This window comes from Streptomyces caatingaensis, from assembly GCF_001187435.1.
Lineage (GTDB): Bacteria > Actinomycetota > Actinomycetes > Streptomycetales > Streptomycetaceae > Streptomyces > Streptomyces caatingaensis.
Genome location: NZ_LFXA01000017.1, coordinates 100,317 through 117,308, shown reverse-complemented (window position 1 = coordinate 117,308; position 16,992 = coordinate 100,317). Strand labels below are relative to the sequence as shown.

14 protein-coding genes and 1 tRNA gene are annotated in these 16,992 nt (G+C 74.4%); 8 read left to right on the top strand and 7 right to left on the bottom strand.

Annotated elements, in window-relative coordinates; all coding sequences use genetic code 11:
• The first annotated feature begins 14 nt into the window (after positions 1-14).
• Together AC230_RS22910 and AC230_RS22905 are read left to right on the top strand one after the other, a co-directional pair.
• On the top strand, positions 15-998 hold the full coding sequence (locus AC230_RS22910) for an aldo/keto reductase (protein WP_049718233.1): 984 nt from the start codon (positions 15-17) through the stop codon (positions 996-998).
• Positions 995-3,406 carry an ATP-dependent DNA helicase gene (locus AC230_RS22905; protein ID WP_078871509.1) on the top strand — a complete coding sequence of 804 codons (2,412 nt, stop codon included), beginning with the start codon at positions 995-997 and terminating at the stop codon, positions 3,404-3,406. The genes AC230_RS22910 and AC230_RS22905 overlap by 4 nt, the downstream gene beginning before the upstream one ends.
• 37 nt (positions 3,407-3,443) lie before the next feature.
• On the opposite strand, the gene AC230_RS22900 is transcribed toward AC230_RS22905, so the two are convergent.
• Positions 3,444-4,202 carry a hypothetical protein gene (locus AC230_RS22900; RefSeq protein ID WP_049718232.1) on the bottom strand — a complete coding sequence of 253 codons (759 nt, stop codon included), beginning with the start codon at positions 4,200-4,202 and terminating at the stop codon, positions 3,444-3,446.
• A gap of 47 nt (positions 4,203-4,249) precedes the next feature.
• On the opposite strand from AC230_RS22900, the gene AC230_RS22895 reads away from it, so the two are divergent.
• Positions 4,250-4,438, top strand: a complete 189-nt coding sequence (locus AC230_RS22895) for a DUF5703 family protein (RefSeq protein ID WP_049718231.1) — start codon at positions 4,250-4,252, stop codon at positions 4,436-4,438.
• 100 nt (positions 4,439-4,538) lie between these two features.
• Here the strand turns inward: AC230_RS22895 and AC230_RS22890 are convergent, their stop codons facing one another.
• From AC230_RS22890 to AC230_RS22880, 3 genes are all read right to left on the bottom strand, one after another.
• A complete protein-coding gene (locus AC230_RS22890) occupies positions 4,539-5,402 on the bottom strand; it encodes a chaplin (RefSeq protein ID WP_049718230.1) in 864 nt (287 codons plus the stop codon).
• A gap of 157 nt (positions 5,403-5,559) precedes the next feature.
• Positions 5,560-5,793, bottom strand: a complete 234-nt coding sequence (locus AC230_RS22885) for a chaplin (protein WP_049718229.1) — start codon at positions 5,791-5,793, stop codon at positions 5,560-5,562.
• 163 nt (positions 5,794-5,956) lie between these two features.
• On the bottom strand, positions 5,957-7,273 hold the full coding sequence (locus AC230_RS22880) for a M20/M25/M40 family metallo-hydrolase (RefSeq protein ID WP_049718228.1): 1,317 nt from the start codon (positions 7,271-7,273) through the stop codon (positions 5,957-5,959).
• A 251-nt stretch (positions 7,274-7,524) separates the two neighbouring features.
• Between AC230_RS22880 and AC230_RS22875 the strand changes: the two genes are divergently transcribed.
• Positions 7,525-7,612: transfer RNA gene (locus tag AC230_RS22875), tRNA-Leu, on the top strand.
• Between the two features lie 64 nt (positions 7,613-7,676).
• Here the strand turns inward: AC230_RS22875 and AC230_RS22870 are convergent.
• Positions 7,677-8,084, bottom strand: a complete 408-nt coding sequence (locus AC230_RS22870) for a hypothetical protein (protein WP_049718227.1) — start codon at positions 8,082-8,084, stop codon at positions 7,677-7,679.
• A 180-nt stretch (positions 8,085-8,264) separates the two neighbouring features.
• Here AC230_RS22870 and AC230_RS22865 point away from each other — a divergent pair, with 180 nt between their 5' ends.
• Positions 8,265-10,175, top strand: coding sequence for a galactose oxidase early set domain-containing protein (locus tag AC230_RS22865; RefSeq protein ID WP_049718226.1), 1,911 nt, complete (start codon positions 8,265-8,267; stop codon positions 10,173-10,175).
• 162 nt (positions 10,176-10,337) lie between these two features.
• On the top strand, positions 10,338-12,692 hold the full coding sequence (locus AC230_RS22860; protein WP_049718225.1) for a Dyp-type peroxidase: 2,355 nt from the start codon (positions 10,338-10,340) through the stop codon (positions 12,690-12,692).
• Between the two features lie 62 nt (positions 12,693-12,754).
• Here the strand turns inward: AC230_RS22860 and AC230_RS22855 are convergent, their stop codons facing one another.
• Both AC230_RS22855 and AC230_RS22850 read right to left on the bottom strand, forming a co-directional pair.
• A complete protein-coding gene (locus tag AC230_RS22855) occupies positions 12,755-14,281 on the bottom strand; it encodes an APC family permease (protein WP_049718224.1) in 1,527 nt (508 codons plus the stop codon).
• A 51-nt stretch (positions 14,282-14,332) separates the two neighbouring features.
• Positions 14,333-15,319 carry a hypothetical protein gene (locus tag AC230_RS22850; RefSeq protein ID WP_049718223.1) on the bottom strand — a complete coding sequence of 329 codons (987 nt, stop codon included), beginning with the start codon at positions 15,317-15,319 and terminating at the stop codon, positions 14,333-14,335.
• Positions 15,320-15,542: 223 nt separating this feature from the next.
• Here AC230_RS22850 and AC230_RS22845 point away from each other — a divergent pair, with 223 nt between their 5' ends.
• Both AC230_RS22845 and AC230_RS22840 read left to right on the top strand, forming a co-directional pair.
• The gene (locus AC230_RS22845; RefSeq protein ID WP_049718222.1) at positions 15,543-16,424 is read left to right on the top strand and encodes a DMT family transporter; all 882 of its coding nucleotides are present in this window, start codon (positions 15,543-15,545) and stop codon (positions 16,422-16,424) included.
• Positions 16,425-16,436: 12 nt separating this feature from the next.
• Positions 16,437-16,979: an NUDIX hydrolase gene (locus tag AC230_RS22840; protein ID WP_078871508.1), complete on the top strand. Its 543-nt coding sequence runs from the start codon at positions 16,437-16,439 to the stop codon at positions 16,977-16,979.
• Positions 16,980-16,992 lie beyond the last annotated feature (13 nt).

The following is a 16,992-nucleotide window of genomic DNA, read 5'->3' as shown; positions in this document are numbered from 1 at the left end:
TAGTCTCAGCCGTCATGGAGCCAAGACATGCGGGCCGCACGGGCCTGCGGGTGTCCCGGATCGGGCTCGGCACCCTCACCTGGGCCCGGGACACCGACGAGCACGAGGCCGCCGAGCAGCTCAAGGTCTTCCGCGAGGCCGGCGGGACGCTCGTCGACACCGCCGACGTCTATGCGGACGGCGGCTCCGAGTACCTGCTCGGCCGGCTCCTCGGCACCGTCGTCCCGCGCCGCGAGCTGGTGATCGCCACCAAGGCGGGCGGCGTCCTGGACCCCGGCCACCGCACGGACGGCTCGCGCGGCCATCTCCTCGCCGCGCTCGACGCGTCCCTCGCCCGGCTCGGCACCGACCACGTGGACCTGTGGCAGGTCCACGCCTTCGACCCGGCCACGCCGCTGGAGGAGACGCTGCACGCCGTCGACCTGGCCGTCGCCAGCGGCCGCGTCCGCTACGCCGGTGTCGCCGGGTTCAGCGGCTGGCAGCTCGCGAAGGCCGCGACCTGGCAGCTCGCCGCGCCGGGCGCGCGGGTGCCCCTCGCCACGACGCAGATGGAGTACTCGCTGCTCCAGCGCGGCGTCGAGCGCGAGGTGCTGCCCGCCGCGCTCGACCTGGGCGTCGGGCTGCTGCCGTCCTCGCCGCTGGGCCGGGGCGTGCTCACCGGCAAGTACCGCCGCGGCACGCCGCCGGGCTCCCGGGGCGCCTCGGAGACCCTCTCGGCCTTCGTCGCCCCGTACCTCGACGAGCCCTCCCGCCGCGTCGTCGACGCCGTCGCCACCGCGGCCGACGGCCTCGCCGCGACCCCCCTCCAGGTCGCCCTCGCCTGGGTCCGCGACCGCCCCGGCGTCACCGCCCCCATCGTCGGCGCCCGCACCGCGGACCAGCTCCGGGCCGCGTTGTCAGTGGAGAGCCTTACTCTTCCCGACGAGATCTGCCGGGCGCTCGACGACGTGTCGGCCCCGGTCCACCGCTACCCCGACCACGACTGGAGCGAGCTGTGAACACGGACCGCCTCGACGACGAGGCCGCCCCCGCGTCAACCCCGGACGACGACGCGGCCGCGGAAGCGTTGGCCGGCGCGGCCGCGGAAGCGGCCGCGCCGGCGGAGGGCGCCGGGGCGGCCGCCCCGGCCCCCGCGGGCGACCCCGGACCCCGCACGGACGCGCCCGCCGCCGGGCATCCGGCGGAGGCCGGAGCCCCGGCGCGGGGTGCCGCTCCGGAGGGCGGCGAGGGCGCGGCGCCGGGCGCGGCCGCGCATGGCGCTTCGGATGCGGCCGGGGACGCCCCGGTTACGCCCCCGGGCAACACGGCGGGCGCGGGCGACGCCCACGCGGCCCAGGACTCCCCGGCGCCGGGGGCGACCCCGGAACCGGCGGAGGGCGACAACGGCCCGGAGGCGGCCGCGCGTTCGGAGGGGGCCGAGGGCACGGCCCAGGGCGGCGGCGCGACCGCGCGTGACACTTCGGAGGCGGCCGGGGACGCCAACGGGCCGGAGGGCGCCGCCAGTTCGGGGGCGGCCGAAGGCGCCGCGGCGGGGCCCAGGCGGTCCGCCGTGGCGGAGGCGCTGGCCGCGGCTGTGCGGGCGGTGGAGAGCGGGGAGAGGTCGGCCGATTCGTTCTTCAACGAGCCGGTGCGGCGGGAGCGGCCCGCGCCGCGGACGGCCGTGGTGCGGGAGAGCCGGCCGCCCCGGCCGCGGCCGGAGCGGGTGGTGGACGAGGGCGTCCTGGGCGGCGTGCGGGAGGTGCTGGCCGCCGGCGGGGCGCCGGAGCGGCTCGCGGCGGCGGCCGTGGCCGCCCTCGGCGAGCAGGCCGCGGACCTGCTCCGTGAGGACCCCTGGCTGCTGCTGGGGGTCGGGGGCGTGCGCCCCGAGCAGGCCGACGGCTTCGCCCGCGCGCTGCTGGGCGCCGCCTGCGGGCCGGGCGACGAGCGGCGGGCCCGCGCCCTGGTCGCCTGGCTGCTGGAGCGGGCCGCCCTCGCGGGGCACACCGTGCTGGAGTCCGGGAAGCTGACCGAGGAGCTCGCCCGGCGCTCCGTCCCCGACCCGGACGAGGCCGTGCAGGCCGCCGTCGCGGAGGGCGCGGTGCTGGTCTTCCAGGAGCCCCTGCGCGAGCCGGCCGGCGAGGACGGGGAGGAGGCGCCCGTCCGGCTGCTGCTCGGGCTCGACCGGTACGCGATGGCCGAGGAGAGCCTCGCCGACGGCCTGGCCCGGCTGCTCGGCACCCTGCCCGAGCGGGAGCTCGACTGGGAGGCCGCGGCGGCCGGCGCCCCGACGCCCTCGGCCGCCGAGCTGATCCGCGCCGTGGCCGGCTCCGGCCTGGTCGCCCACAGCGGCGGCGAGGCCGCCCGGGCCGAGCCGGCCGCGGTCGTCGCGGCGGCCCGCTCGCTGGGCCTGCGGGCGGTCGCGGCCGCGTTCACCGAGGACGGCCGGCGGCGCCTCGCGGCGGCGGGCGACGAGGAAGCGGTCACGGTGGCCGGCCTGCTCTCCGGCGCGGAGGGCCCGGAGCGCGACCCCGAGGGCACGCTCCCCCTCGACCTCCTCGCCGTCCTGGACGCTCCCCAACTCGACGTCGAGACGGCCGCGATGCTCGTCGAGTCGCTGGCCGACGGCGCCCGCCTGGTGCTGAGCGGCGACCCGGCGGGCCTCGACTCGGCGGGCCCCGGCCGCGTCCTCGCCGACGTCCTGGCGGCCCGCGCCTGCCCCGTCGTGGTCTCGCGCACCCCCGACCCGGGCCCGATCGGCGAGCTGGTCTCGGGCATCGGCGTCGGCGAGCTGGCCCAGGTCGACGCCCCCGGCAAGGAGGTCGTGATCACACCCGTGCGGGACGCGGGCGAGGCCGTGCACCGCACGGTGCAGCTCGTCGCCGACTCGGTGCCGCGCGCCTTCGCCATCCCCCCGGAGGGCACCCAGGTGATCACCCCGGGCCACGGCGGCGCCGCCGGCACCCGCGCCCTCAACACCGCGCTCAAGCAGCGGCTCAACCCCGGCCCGGGCCGCTTCGGCGGCTTCGACCCGGGCGACCGCGTCGTCCACGTGCCCGCCCCCGGCCGGATCGTCCCCGGCACCGTGGTCTCGGCCGACGCCGAGGGCCTGCGGCTGGACTGCTCGGGCACCCCCGTCACCGTCCCCCCGTCCCGCGTCGCCGACGAGGTGCGGCACGGCTGGGCCGTGACGGCCCACCAGGCGGCCGGTACGCGCTGGCCGGCCGCCGTCGTGGTGCTGCCGGGCGACGCGACGGACGCGCTCGACCGGCCCTGGGTCCACACCGCGTTCGGCCGCGGCGAGCGGCACCTGTCCGTCGTGCACGGCGCCGGCCCGGCCCTCGCCCGGGCCGTGGCCGAACGGCCGGGGAAGGAGCGGAGCACCCGGCTGGCGTCCCTGCTCGGAGCGCAGGTGCGACCCGCCGGGTGAGCCCCGCGGGGAGCCCCGGGGCGAAGGGGGGCGGGGCTCAGCGCGCGGGGCCGGCGGCCCGCCCGCCCCGCGCCCCCGCGTCGCCCCCGGGCCCGTCGTCCGGCTCCTCCTCCAGATCGACGTCCTCGACCTCGTCCTCGATCTCGTCCACGTCGTCGTCGAGTCCGTCGAGCTCCTCGTCGAAGACGGAGCTGACGTCGAAACGGCACACCACCCGCTGCGGATCGGCCTGGTCGAAGGGGGCGGACAGCCACTCCCCCGGCTCGGCGAGCTCGTCCACGGCGGCCACCCACAGCGTGGAGTCGCCCTCCTCCAGGCCGAACTCCTTGTGCCGCGAGGCGATTTCGTCGGGTTCGTACTCGCCGAAGAGCACCCCGAGCGCCGCGTGCACACTGCCCGCCGCGGCCCCGGGCCGGTTCGAACCCAGCGACGGGTCAGGGGCGTCGGGATCGAGATCGGCCACCCGCTGGGCCTGCGAGAGCAGCCGCTGCGGCTCGACGACGGCGTAGTCGCGCCGGATCAGCACGCTCAGCGCGCTGGGCTCCTCGGGCCCCGCGTAGGCGGGCAGGCTGTCGTCCCCGGGGATCTCGAACGGAGTGACCTCGTCGTAGGCGTCGTACAGCAGCTCGTCGTACGCCTCGGCTGCCGCGGCCAGCTCGTTGAACGCGGCGTAGACGGCCGGGTCGTCCTCCCCCGACCGGCGTTCGACGGCGTCGAGGTGGCGGTCCAGAGCGGCTTTGACCGCCTCGGCGGCGGCCCGTACCTCGGCAGCGGTTGGCTGCGCAGCATCAGACATAGTGCAGACGCTATCCGTACCGGACCCGTTCCCGCACAATAGATGCGATGCCGGAATACGAATTCTGTGATGTGTATGTGCCGCGCGGGGTCTCCCGGCGTGCGGCGACCCGTCTGCTGACCGACCACGCCGAGTACGGGCACTGGGAGTTGGACCGACTCCGCCTCAACCCGGACGGCAGCCGGAGAGTGCGGCTGCGGCGGCGGATCATCCGCCAGCTCAAGGCCACCTGGTGACCGTGCGGACGGGCGGCCGGACAGCACGGGGAACGGAGCGGGCCCCGGCGCCTGGGGCCCGCTCCGTTCCCGTCCGGCGGCCGGGAGGACCGCCCGTGGATCAGCCCTGCTGCCCGGCGCGCGCCCGGCGGTAGAGCATGGTGCCGCCGGCCAGGAGGGCCGCGCTCGCCGCGCCGGCCACGCCCAGCTCACCCGCACCGGTGTGCGCGAGCTCGGTGTCCTTCTCCGGGGCCGGGGCCGCGACCGGGTGCTCGGCGGGACGGTGCCAGCCCTTCACCACCGGGGTGACGGGGGTGACGGCGTGGTGACCGGGGCCGGGCTTGTGCACCGAGTGCTCGGCGGGCGGGGCCTCATGCCCCGTCGGCGGCTGCTCGGACGGCTTCGGCCCGGGGTGCCCGGTCGACGGGTGGTGCGGGTGGTGCTGCGAGGGCTCGTGGTGAGCCGGCGTGCCCGGGTGGTGCGGCGCGCCGTGGTCGTGCCCCTGCGGGTGGTGCTGACCGCCGTTGACACAGGTGTTGCCGGTGGCGGGGTTGAGCGCCCCCACGACGTCCACGGTGTTGCCACAGGCGTTGACCGGCACGTGCACCGGCGCCTGGATGACGTTGCCGGAGACGACGCCGGGTGAGTTCACCGCCGCGCCGTCGGCCTGGGCGCCACCGCCGTGGTGCCCCTGGCCGTGCTCACCGTGCCACCCGTGCGCACCGTGCGCGTGGTGGCCGTGGCCGCCGTTGACACAGGTGTTGCCGGTGGCCGGGTTGAGCAGGCCCACGACGTTGACGGTGTTGCCGCAGACGTTGACCGGCACGTGCACCGGCGCCTGGACGGTGTTCCCGGACGCGACGCCCGGGGAGTGCGCGGCGGCGCCCTGGGCGCCCGAGTCCGCGTACGCGTAGCCACCCGCGGCTGCGAGCACGGTGCCCGCCGCCGCCGCGGAGAGCAGGCCCTTTTTTGCGACCTGTCGCATTGCTTTGCCCCTCTGCTGCTTCTTGCCATACGGAACGCGCGCGGGCGCCGAGCCCGCACGCGGTGTCCGGGTCGAAAGCCCGGCGGCTCCGGGGCGCGTGGCGCGCGCTCCCGGAGCCGCCCGGTTTCTCCATACCCTCACCCGGCGAGGGGCAACATCACTTGTTGACGCAGACGTTGCCGGTCGCGGGGTTGAGCAGGCCGACGACGTTGATGGTGTTGCCACACACGTTCGCGTCCACCTCGACGGGAACCTGGATGACGTTGCCCGAAACGACGCCGGGGCTGTTCACAGCAGCTCCCTGCGCGCCCCCGCTGGCGGCGGCCAGCCCCGCGCCCGCGAGCACGAGACCACCGGTGGCAGCCGCAGTGGCGACGACCTTCTTGAGCATTGGGTTCCTCCTTGTTGGGATGCGGTCCCAGCCGCGGACCGCACACCCTGTAACGAGAGGAAGGTAATAGGGCTACGTAACCGTGAGACTGTTCACTCTTTCCGGCTAAGAGACGCCAACTCCCGCCAAACTGACGACTGTTCAGGACTGGATACGGACCCGCTCAGCACGCGTCGAGGAACCGGTCGAGCACGCGCGTCCCGAATGTCAGACCTTCGACGGGCACCCGCTCGTCCACCCCGTGGAACATGCCGGCGAAGTCCAGCTCCGGCGGCAGCTTCAGCGGGGCGAAGCCGAAGCAGCGGATCCCGAGGTCGGCGAAGGACTTGGCGTCGGTGCCGCCGGAGAGCATGTAGGGGACGGCCCGCGCGATGGGGTCCTCCGCCCGCAGCGCGGTCTGCATCGCCTTGACCAGGTCGCCGTCGAAGCCGGTCTCCACGGCCTTGTCCGCGTGCACGTCCTCGCGCCGCACCCGCGGGCCGAGGACGCGGTCGAGGTCGGCGAGGAACTCCTCCTCGTAGCCCGGCAGGAAGCGGCCGTCGACGTGCGCGGTGGCCTGCCCCGGAATGACGTTGACCTTGTAGCCGGCGCCGAGCATCGTCGGGGCGGCGCTGTTGCGCAGCGTGGTGCCGATCATCTTGGCGATGCCACCGAGTTTGGCGAGGGTCGTCTCCATGTCCTCGGGATCCAGCGACGTTCCCAGCGCGTCGGACAGCTCGTCGAGGAACGAGCGTACGGTCTTGGTGACGCGGACGGGGAACTCGTGCCGCCCCAACCGGGCGACGGCCTCGCAGAGTTCGGTGATCGCGTTGTCCGTGTTGGTCATCGAGCCGTGGCCGGCCGTGCCCTCGACGGTGAGCCGCATCCAGTGCATGCCCTTCTCGGCCGTCTCGATCAGATACAGCCGCAGGTCCTCGTTGACGGTGAACGAGAAGCCGCCGACCTCGCCGATCGCCTCGGTGACGCCCTCGAACAGCCCGGGGTGCTTGTCCACCAGGTACCGCGCGCCCCAGGTGCCGCCGGCCTCCTCGTCGGCGAGGAAGGCGAGCACGACGTCGCGCGGGGGCTTGCGGCCGGTGCGCATGCGCTCGCGGACGACCGCGAGGGTCATCGCGTCCATGTCCTTCATGTCGACGGCCCCGCGCCCCCACACGCATCCGTCGGCGACCTCGCCCGCGAAGGGGTGGTGCGTCCAGTCGGCGGCGTCCGCCGGCACGACGTCCGTGTGCCCGTGGATGAGCAGCCCGGGCCGCGAGCGGTCCTCGCCCTCGATCCGGGCGACGACCGAGGCCCTCCCCGGATGGGATTCGAAGATCTGCGGTTCGATCCCCACCTCGGCGAGCTTCTCGGCCACGTACTCGGCGGCGGCGCGCTCACCGGGCCCGGAGTGGTCGCCGTAGTTGCTGGTGTCGATGCGGATCAGGTCCCGGCAGAGATCCACGACCTCGCTCTCGGCACCCGACGTGTGTTCCGCGCTCACGCTGCCTCCTCTGGCTTCCTCCTGCGGCGCCGGTACCGGGAACGGCCCGGCGCGGGGCCCGGCAGGGCCCGCCGCCATCCTGCTACCCGTGGCCCCCGCCCCCCAAGGCCGTGATCCCGCCGACACACTCCCGCAAAGAACCGCTGGTCGGGCCGGAGCCCGGCCGCCGGCCGGGGTGATCGGGCACCCCCGGAAGCCTGGTATTGTTTTCCATGTCGCCGCGGGGAACACCCCGCGAAGACAGACACCTTGTCCGGGTGGCGGAATGGCAGACGCGCTAGCTTGAGGTGCTAGTGCCCTTTATCGGGCGTGGGGGTTCAAGTCCCCCCTCGGACACCACGGAGAGAGCCCCGGCCCAGCCGGGGCTCTTCTCTTTGCCCGGGGCCGCTTCCGGCGGTTCCGGTCAGCCGCCGTGGGGGCCGCCCTGGCCCTCGGTGCAGACGGCGTGGACGGTGAGGTCGGCCGGGGAGGCCTCGATGCCCCAGGGGGCGCGCCAGTGGTCCTTGCGGACGGCGACGATCCAGCCGGTGCCGTTGTCGGAGGGGTGGTTCTCCAGGACATCGGCGGCCTGGGTGCCGAGCTGGCGGCCGGCGCCGGGGGTGATGGTGTAGCCGCCGCCGTAGGCCCATTCCGAGGGCGGACACTGGAGGAGGTGGGGTCTGCCGTCGGCGCCGCCGGTGAGGACGGGGCCGGTGACGGCGTGCGGGGCGTTGCCGGTGTGCAGGGGTGCCGCCGAGCCGCCGCCGGTCGCGGCGGCGAGGAGCACGATCCCGGCGAGGGCGGCCATGACGATCCCGGACTTGCTGAACATGCGGACCTCCTGGCGAGGGGTGGACGGGGGCGGCCATTCGATCACTCAGGGTCAGTAAGTCGACACGCGACGTGGCCCATATCGACAAATATTCATGCTATTACCGGTATGTCTACCCAGTCATGACTACGGGGCGTGCTGCACTGCGTGCACAGCGAAGTCGTCTCCCCGAGGAGCCCCATGTCTCCCAGAAGACCCCTGCCCCGCAGAAGAGCCCTGTCCCGCAGAAGACCCAGGACGGCGCTCGCGGCCGGCGCCGCCACCGTGATCGCTTTGTCGACCCTCACCCTGCTGTCCACCCCCGCGCCCGCCACCACCACCCCGACGGCCCCGTCCCTCGCTCCCGCGCGGCTGCGGGCCGCCGTCCGGCCCGCCGAGGTGGCCGCCCTCGGCAAGGACGAGGCCGAGGCGCTGGCCTGGCGCCGGCTCGTGGCGGCCGACGACACCTATCCGCAGTCCATGCGGACGCAGCGCTTCAACGACCTGACCGCGTCGCAGGCGCAGGAGAACGCACCGTACGACGTCCGGCAGTTCGGGAAGTGGACGGACTACTTCCCCTCCCCCGACTTCGGCGACCACGTCGCGCTGCTGCCCACCGGCAAGGTGCTGGTGTTCTCGTTCGAGATGTTCAACAGCAACCCGACGATCGAGCCCGCGCCCACCCAGCAGGTCGGCAAGAACAACACCGGCCGCGCCTACGTCTGGGACCCGAAGGCCGGCACCGGGCCGAGCGCCTTCAAGGCCGTCCCGCCGCCCGAGGTGGACATGGACGACGACACGGGCGTGCGGCGGGCCGCGCCCGTCTTCTGCGCGGGCCACTCCTACCTGCCCAACGGCATGGTGGGCGTCTTCGGCGGCAACTTCGGCGCGGACCGGGACGGCGCGGGCGCCCGGTTCGCGTTCGTCTTCGACCCGTGGACGGAGACGTGGCACCGGCAGCAGGACATGCGGCACGGCCGCTGGTACCCGGGCGTGGTCACCACGGCGGACGGCCGTCAGCTCATCATGTCCGGCCAGCGCGAGACCGGTTACGGCACCCCGTCCACGCTCATCGAGCGCTTCCCGGCCAGGACGATGCCGGTCCTGACGGACAAGGCGCCGGCCCCCGAGCGCCAGCCGCTCGACGCGTGGCGGGTGCAGGCCCCGTACACCCAGGACTACCCGCACCTGTTCGCGCTGCGCGACGGCAAGGTCTACGGCTTCGGCCGCGAGGCGGGCGAGCAGTTCGCCTTCGACCCGCAGAACGAGACCCGCGCCGGGCTGCCCGCCCGGCCCGACGGCGGCATGCGCCTCTACGGATCCGCCGTCCCGCTCCCCAACGGCACCAACGGGCCGGACTCGGTCCTCGTCCTCGGCGGCGACAACCACAGCAACAAGGTGTTCAAGTTCACGAGCGGCCCGAACGGCGGCCAGTGGACCGAGGAGACCCCCCGCAACTACAGCCGCACGCAGGATGACACCCTCATCCTGCCCAACGGCAACCTGTTCACCGTCAACGGGGCGTTCCACATCAGGGACTACGGGGCCGGCCTCCTCAACCCCAACGTCTCGGAGGAGTGGATGAAGCGCCGCTACACCGAGACCCGGGACGCGAGCGGCAGGTGGACGATCGGCCCGGCCCAGCGGCTGCCGCGCGGCTACCACTCCAACGCGGTGCTGCTGCCGGACGGCCGGGTCATGGTCACCGGTGACGAGCTCCAGCAGATGGCCGCCAACCCGAACATCAAGTCGGGCTACAACGGCACCATCGAGATCTTCGAGCCGCCCTACCTCCAGCAGGGCAGCCGCCCCGACCTGCGGAACGCGCCGAACGGGCCGGTGGCGTACGGCGCGACGTTCCGGGTGGACACCAACACCCCGACCCGCGCCGCCAAGGCCGTCCTGGTCGCGCCCGTCACGTCCACGCACGCCGTCGACACCAGCCAGCGCCGGCTGGAGCTGCCGATCCGGGCGAACGCGGGCGGCGCGCTGAGCCTCCAGGCCCCGCCGTCGGCCCAGGACGCCCCGCCCGGCTACTACATGCTCTTCCTGCTCGACGGGAACGGCGTGCCCAGCGAGGCCCAGTGGGTCCAGCTGAGGCCGAACGCCTGATCCGCCTCCCCCGCGCGGCCGGCGCGGGCCGTTCGCGGTGAACGCGCGGCCCGCGCCCGGGCGTTGCCACCGGACGCCCCCGCACGCCCCCCCCGAACGCCCGCGAGCGCCCCCGGACGCCCGCGCCTCCTTCCCGATCAGCGCACGACGAACGGATCACCCATGACCAACGGCCTTTCCCTGCGCGAGAACACCGAGATCCAGGGCGACGTCCTGGCCGGTTTCAAGAAGGACCACGTACGGCTCGTCCTCATCAACTTCGGCGACCCCCGGTCGGCCCGGGAGTGGATCGGCGGGATCACCCCGGAGATCGCCACGACCAGGAAGGTGGCCGAGTTCAACGCCCGCTACAGCGAGGCCAGGAAGGCCACCGGCGGCGGCAACCCCGACCTCAAGGCCGTCTGGACCGGCCTCAGCCTCACCTACCCCGGCCTCCAGTTCCTCACCGGCAAGGACGACCTGCTGGAGCAGGAGGCCCGGACCGGCGACACGCTCCAGGCGTTCATGCAGGGCCCCGGTGACCGCGACCGGGCGCTCCTGCTGGGCGACACCGACGACAGCGACCCCAAGCACTGGGACTTCGGCAGCCCCTACCGCACCGAGATCCACGCCGTCCTCACCGTCGCCGCCGACGACCCCGACGGCCTCGACAGCGCCGTGGAACGGCAGAAGCTGGCGCTGAGCCGGGCCAACGCCACCGTCGTCTACACACAGGAGGGACAGCACCTGCACGGCGACGCCGAGGGCAAGGAGCACTTCGGCTTCGTCGACGGCACCAGCCAGCCCGGCGTCGCCGGCTTCGACGCCGAGGACCCGCAGCGCAAGGGCTACGTCGACGGCAAGCCCGGCACCCGCCTCATCCCCGCCGGCGAATTCGTCATCGGGCTCCCGGGCGCCCCCAGGCACAACCTCGCGACCGCGGCCGTGGACCGGATCCCGGCCTGGATGGGCAACGGCTCCTTCCAGGTGCTGCGCCGCCTCGAACAGGACGTCCCCGGCTGGTGGACCCAGGTCGCCACCCACCTCAGACGGCTCCAGGACCTCAAGGCCGTCACCGGTGACAAGACCCAGGAGTGGCTGGCCGCCCGCTACGTCGGCCGCTGGCGCGACGGCACCCCGGTCGCCCTCTGCCCCGAGAAGCAGGACTGCATGCCCGGCCCCACCAACGACTTCGCCTTCAAGCAGGACGACGTCGACGGCCTGAGGACGCCGCTCTTCTCCCACCTGCGCAAGACCAACCCCCGCGACGGGCTCTTCGAGAAAGGCGAGTTCGTCCCCGAGGACCTCATCGACACCGCCCGCATCATGCGCCGCGGGATCCCCTACGGCCGGCCCTTCAACCCGATGAGCAACGACCCGGCGATGGGCCCCGACGGCGAGCGCGGCCTGGCCTTCGTCTGCTACCAGGCCGATCTGGTGGGCCAGTTCGAGTTCGTCCAGCACGACTGGATCAACGAGTCCGACTTCCCGCCCGAGCGGGAGCACAAGCCCGGCCCCGACGCCATGGTCAGCGGCCAGCTCAAGGGCGTGAACGACGGCACGGTCACCTTCGAGTGCCGCACCAACGCGGGCGTACGGGACGCGATCCCGCTGGACTTCAAGCCGTTCGTCCGCACCCGGGGCGCCGTCTACGCCTTCGTCCCCGCCATCAGCACCCTCAAGCGCCTGGCCCTCGGCGACCCCGGGGCCCGGCTCCCCGAGGAGCTGACGCAGACCGGCGGGCAGGAGGAGCAGCGGCCGCGGCCGCTCCCCGGGCAGAGCGTGCCGGTGGACGCGATCCTTCCGGTGCCCGACGCGAAGGACCGTTTCTGGACCTTCCAGCAGGGGACCATCCGCACGGTCCAGGTCGGCACGGCCGAGCGCTCCGCGCTCACCACGGGCGACGACACGAAGACGGGCGTCGTCGTCGAGACCGCGGGCCCGCTGTCGTCCTGGCCCGCCCTGGAGGGCGTCGCCCGGATCGACACGATCCTGCCCGTCCCCGACGAGCAGCGCTCCGGGGGGAAGAGCGCGTACTGGGTCTTCCACACCCTCAACGGGTCGCAGTACTCCCGCTACATCACCGTCAAGGACAGCGCGCCGTACACCAGCGCCAAGGCGGGCCCCGACCGGATGATGGTGTTCACGTGGACGTCCCTCAACTCCGCCCTCCGCGTGGACGCCTTCCTGCCCGACCCCGCCTGGCAGCCCGGGCCCGACGGCCGGTACCACTACTGGGCGTTCGTCGGCCCCGACGGACCGGGGAACCAGCGCTACCGGAGGATCGCCGTCGCCCCCGCCGGCGAGGACCACCGTGACGGACCGGTGGGGGACGCCAACCGGATGCTCACCGACTGGCCGTCCCTCCAGGGCGTCACGCGCGTCGAGGCGGTCCAGGCCGTGCCCGGCAAGAAGAACTGGTACTGGGTCTTCCACGACAACATGTACCGGGTCGTCACGGTCGAGGGCGGCGAGGAGCACGAGACGGACCTGATCCGCGACGACCGGCAGACCGCCCCCTGGTCGCGGACGCCGTAGCGCCGGCTGCGGGCGGGCGGGAAGTCCGGGCCGTTTCCCCGGACTTCCCGCCCGCCGGGGGGCTAACGCCCCTCCTCCGCCGCCTTCTCCAGCTGGAACGCCTCGTTGCCGAGCCCGATGCGGGCGTGCACCTCGGGGCGCACCGACTTGAGGACCAGGCCCAGCGTCAGTCCGGCCACCAGCGCGAGCAGGACGATGCCGGGCAGCGCCCACCGCAGCGGTGAGTCCGGCCCCGAGCCGACGAGCGCGTCGAAGTCGCGGACGCTGATCACGGCGATGGCGGTCAGGGCGAGGCCGGCGACGGCGGAGGCGGCCAGGCGCCACGCCTGGGCGCGGGCGGCGCCGCGGCGGACGAAGAAGACGACGACGCCGGCGGAGGCGGCGATCATCAGGACGGTGACGCCCAGCGCGCAGACGTTGCCGAGCCAGTTGGACAGCCGCAGGACGGGGGCGGTGGGGTCGCCCGCGGGCTTGTCGTCGGTGGCGGCGAAGACGGCGACGACGGCGAGGGCCACGCCGCTCTGGAGCAGGGAGCCGTGGGCGGGGGCGCCGCTGGTGCGGGAGGTGCGGCCGACGGCGGCGGGCAGCAGTCCCTCGCGGCCCATGGCGAAGGCGTAGCGGGCGACGACGTTGTGGAAGCTGAGCATGGCGGCGAACATGCCGGTCACGTAGAAGAGGTGCATGACGTCGGTGAAGCCGGTGCCGAGCCGGTCCTCGGTGAGGCCGAAGAGGAGGTTGGGGCCCTCCTGGAGGGCGAGTTCGTGGATGCGGGAGGGGCCGGCGGCGACGGTGAGGGCCCAGGCGCTGAGGGCGAAGAAGACGGCGACGAAGCCGACGGCGAGGTAGGTGACGCGGGCGACGACGACGCCCGGGCGGCTGGTCTCCTCCGAGTAGACGGCGGCCTGTTCGAAGCCGACGAAGGAGGCGATGGTGCCGCAGAAGGCGGTGCCGAGGCCGGGGCCCGCGAGCGTGTCGGGGTGGAAGGCGCGCGGGGAGAGGCCCTCGGGGCCGGGCGAGCCGAGCCCGGCGACGTCGAAGACGAGGACCATGACGACCTCGACGAGCAGCAGGACGCCCAGCACCTTGACGTTGAGGTCGATCTTCAGCCAGCCGAGGACGCCGACGGCCACGACGGCGGCGAGGGCGGGTATCCACCAGGCCACGGTCACGTCCAGGTGCCGTGCGATCAGCCCGGAGAGTTCGAAACCGAACAGGCCGTAGATGCAGCACTGCATGGCGCTGTAGGAGACGAGGGCGACGATCGAGGAGGCGGCGCCGGCGGTGCCGCCGAGGCCGCGGGCGATGTAGGCGGTGAAGGCGCCGGCGTTGTGGACGTGGCGGCTCATCTCGGCGTAGCCGAAGCTGAAGAGCAGCAGGACCAGGCCGAGGATCACGTACAGCAGGGGTGAGCCGACCACGCCGAGGACGCCGAAGGTGACCGGCATGCCGCCGGTGGTCACCATCAGGGGGGCGCTGGCGGCCACGACGGACATGAGGAGTCCGGGGAGGCCGATGCGGTCGGCGCGCAGGCGCCGTTCCTGTCCCTTGAAGGTGTGGATCTCGGCGGGTGTCGTGCGGCCCGTTGGCATGCTGGGTCGTCCTTCGTCGTGTGGGGGGGTGCGGGGGTCGGCGGTGGGGGGTCAGCGGGAGCCGAGGGCGGCCCGGCGGGCGGCGCGGTAGGCCGCGGCAGGGTCGCGGTCGGGGTAGGACCAGGGGGCCCGGGTGACGTGCGGGCCGATCCTGATCAGCAGGGCGGCGGCCTCGGCGAGCCGGCCCTCGTGGAACTTGGCGTGGGCGAGGTGGTTGAGGTCGACCTTGCGCCGGGGGTGGGTGGTGGTGCCGGCGGCCCGCTCGCCGTCCTCGGCGACGTCGTCGACGTCCCACTCCAGCCACCAGTCGAAGGCGGCCCCCAGCACCTGGCGGGCGCGGCGGCCGGTCCAGTGGCCGGAGGCGGCGGGGTCGCGGGGCAGGACGCCGGCGCGGGCCAGGGCGCGGTAGCGCTCGGCGTGGGCGACGACGGGCAGGAGGGCCAGGGGGGAGTCGGCGGGAGCCTGTTCGGCGGCCCAGGCGGCGAAGTCGTAGACCTCGTGCAGGGGGTCGTCGTGGTCGGCCTTGTGCCGGGCGAGGCCGGCGGCCATGAGGTGGTGGGCGTGGTGGTGCTCGGGGTGGCGGGCGCGGACCTGGCCGAAGTGGCGGGCGGGCTCGTCGTCGACGGCGCCGGAGTGCGCGAGGAGGAGCAGGGCCAGCCAGGGGGTGGGGTCCAGGGGCGCCAGGCGCGCGGCGGCCGCGCACAGGGCGCGGGCCCGCTCGGGGTCCTCCCGGCGGCGGGCGGCCTGCTGGGCGGCGGCGCAGGCCAGGAGGGCGGCGGCGTCGGCGCTGTCGGGCTCGGCGAGCTGCCACTCGCGGGCCCAGGCGGTGCCGGCCGGGACGCGGCCGAGGACGAGGAGGCGGTGGCCGCGGCGGTCCCAGTCGTCACCGGTCTCGGCGAGGAGCCTGCGGGCCTCGGCCCAGCGGCCGCGGGCCAGCTCGTCGCGGACGGTGACCAGTTCGGCGTCGTCGAGCGCGGGGTCGAAGGACGGACGTCCGCCCCCGAGCCGGGAGCGGCCCAGGGGGCGTGGAGGGGTCATCGGTGGGCGTCCTCCACGGTCCTCCAGTGCAGCTGTTGATCACGGACAGCAAAGCGTTAGTCACAGCTTCCGTCAAGGGCGGTGGCGGGAACCCGCAGGGCGACCCGGGCGGATCTGGATGAACGTCCGAAAGGGGGGTACTCGTTCCGCACAGTGCCCGTGAGGCGGCTATCGTTCTCGGGTCAAGTCCCCGACCTCCGGCCGGTCTTGAGGTGCGCGACACATGGTCTTCGCCTTCGCCCTGAGCGCGGCCCTCTGCCTGGGCTTCGGCTTCGTCCTCCAGCAGAACGCGGCGCAGCGGGCCCCCATGAGCGACTTCCTCTCCTTCCGGCTGCTGCTCGACCTGGTGCGGATGCCACGCTGGCTGGCGGGCCTGGGGCTGATGGTCGCCGGCATGGCGCTGGGCGCGGTCGCGCTGGGCGGCGGCGAGATCTCCCTCGTGGAGCCGCTGCTCGCGACGAACCTGCTGTTCGCGATGGCCCTCTCCCGCTGGCAGACCAAGCAGCCGCTGGGCCTCACCGGCTGGGGCGGGCTGTGGCTGCTGGCGGGCGGCGTGACCGCGTTCATCGTCGCGGGCCGGCCGCAGGGCGGCCACTCGGTGACCGATCCGCTGCGGCACTGGCTGATCGTCGGGGTCATGATCGGCGGCGCGCTGGTCCTCGCGGCGGTCTCCAAGCGGCTGCGGATGAGCGCGGAGGCGGCGACGCTGGCCGTGGCGGCGGGGCTGCTGTACGGCGTCCAGGACGCGCTGACCCGCGTCAGCGGCGAGCGCTGGACGCACGGCGGGCTCGCCGCGCTGATCGTCAGCTGGCAGCCGTACGCGGTGCTGGCGCTGGGCGTCACCGGGCTGGTGCTGGTGCAGAGCGCCTTCGAGACGGCGCCGCTGCGGATGTCCCTGCCCGCCCTGACCGCCGCCCAGCCGCTGGCCGGCATCCTCTGCGGGGTGGGGTTCCTCGGCGACCGGCTGCGGACCTCGCCGGGGGCGCTGGCCTGGCAGGCGGCGGGGCTGGCGGCGATCGTCGTCGGGATCGTGCTGATCGGACGGCACCCGGCGATGCCGCGGGGGCTGGCCGAGGAGAGGGTGCGGGATCTCCAGCCGCGCTGATGTGATGGCCTCATGGCTGACATGACCGATGTACCGCAACCGCTCGCCGCGGACGAGATCCTCGACGTCGTCGACGAGCACGACCGCGTCGTGGGGCAGGCGCCCCGCGGCGAGGTCTACGCGCGGGGGCTGCGGCACCGCTGCACGTTCGTCCAGGTCCGCGACCCGCAGGGGCGGATCTTCGTCCACCGGCGGACGGTGCGGAAGCTGATCTTCCCGTCGCGGTACGACATGTTCGTGGGCGGGGTCCTCGGGACGGGCGAGTCGTACGACGCGGCGGCGCTGCGCGAGGCGTCCGAGGAACTGGGCGTCTCCGGCCTCCCCGCGCCGACGCCGCTCTTCCGCTTCCTCTTCGAGGAGGAGGGGGTGGGGTCGTGGTGGTCGGGGGTGTACGAGGTGCGCTGCGAGGTGCCGGTGCGTCCCCAGGCGGAGGAGGTGGCCTGGCACGCCTTCCTCCCGGAGGCGGAGCTCGAGGCGCGCCTCCGGGAGTGGGCGTGGGTGCCGGACGGGCTGGAGGCGTACCGGCGGCTGCGGGAGTGGCGCCGCGGGCGTTGAGACCGCCCCGGCC

Excerpts from the sequence above, each read along its gene's own strand:
- AC230_RS22890 (WP_049718230.1), bottom strand. The coding sequence starts at position 5,402 with ATGCGACAGGTCGCAAAAAAGGGCCTGCTCTCCGCGGCGGCGGCGGGC.
- AC230_RS22910 (WP_049718233.1), top strand. The coding sequence starts at position 15 with ATGGAGCCAAGACATGCGGGCCGCACGGGCCTGCGGGTGTCCCGGATC.
- AC230_RS22865 (WP_049718226.1), top strand. The coding sequence starts at position 8,265 with ATGTCTCCCAGAAGACCCCTGCCCCGCAGAAGAGCCCTGTCCCGCAGA.
- AC230_RS22885 (WP_049718229.1), bottom strand. The coding sequence starts at position 5,793 with ATGCTCAAGAAGGTCGTCGCCACTGCGGCTGCCACCGGTGGTCTCGTG.
- AC230_RS22855 (WP_049718224.1), bottom strand. The coding sequence starts at position 14,281 with ATGCCAACGGGCCGCACGACACCCGCCGAGATCCACACCTTCAAGGGA.
- AC230_RS22850 (WP_049718223.1), bottom strand. The coding sequence starts at position 15,319 with ATGACCCCTCCACGCCCCCTGGGCCGCTCCCGGCTCGGGGGCGGACGT.
- AC230_RS22870 (WP_049718227.1), bottom strand. The coding sequence starts at position 8,084 with ATGTTCAGCAAGTCCGGGATCGTCATGGCCGCCCTCGCCGGGATCGTG.
- AC230_RS22895 (WP_049718231.1), top strand. The coding sequence starts at position 4,250 with ATGCCGGAATACGAATTCTGTGATGTGTATGTGCCGCGCGGGGTCTCC.
- AC230_RS22900 (WP_049718232.1), bottom strand. The coding sequence starts at position 4,202 with ATGTCTGATGCTGCGCAGCCAACCGCTGCCGAGGTACGGGCCGCCGCC.
- AC230_RS22860 (WP_049718225.1), top strand. The coding sequence starts at position 10,338 with ATGACCAACGGCCTTTCCCTGCGCGAGAACACCGAGATCCAGGGCGAC.
- AC230_RS22845 (WP_049718222.1), top strand. The coding sequence starts at position 15,543 with ATGGTCTTCGCCTTCGCCCTGAGCGCGGCCCTCTGCCTGGGCTTCGGC.
- AC230_RS22840 (WP_078871508.1), top strand. The coding sequence starts at position 16,437 with ATGGCTGACATGACCGATGTACCGCAACCGCTCGCCGCGGACGAGATC.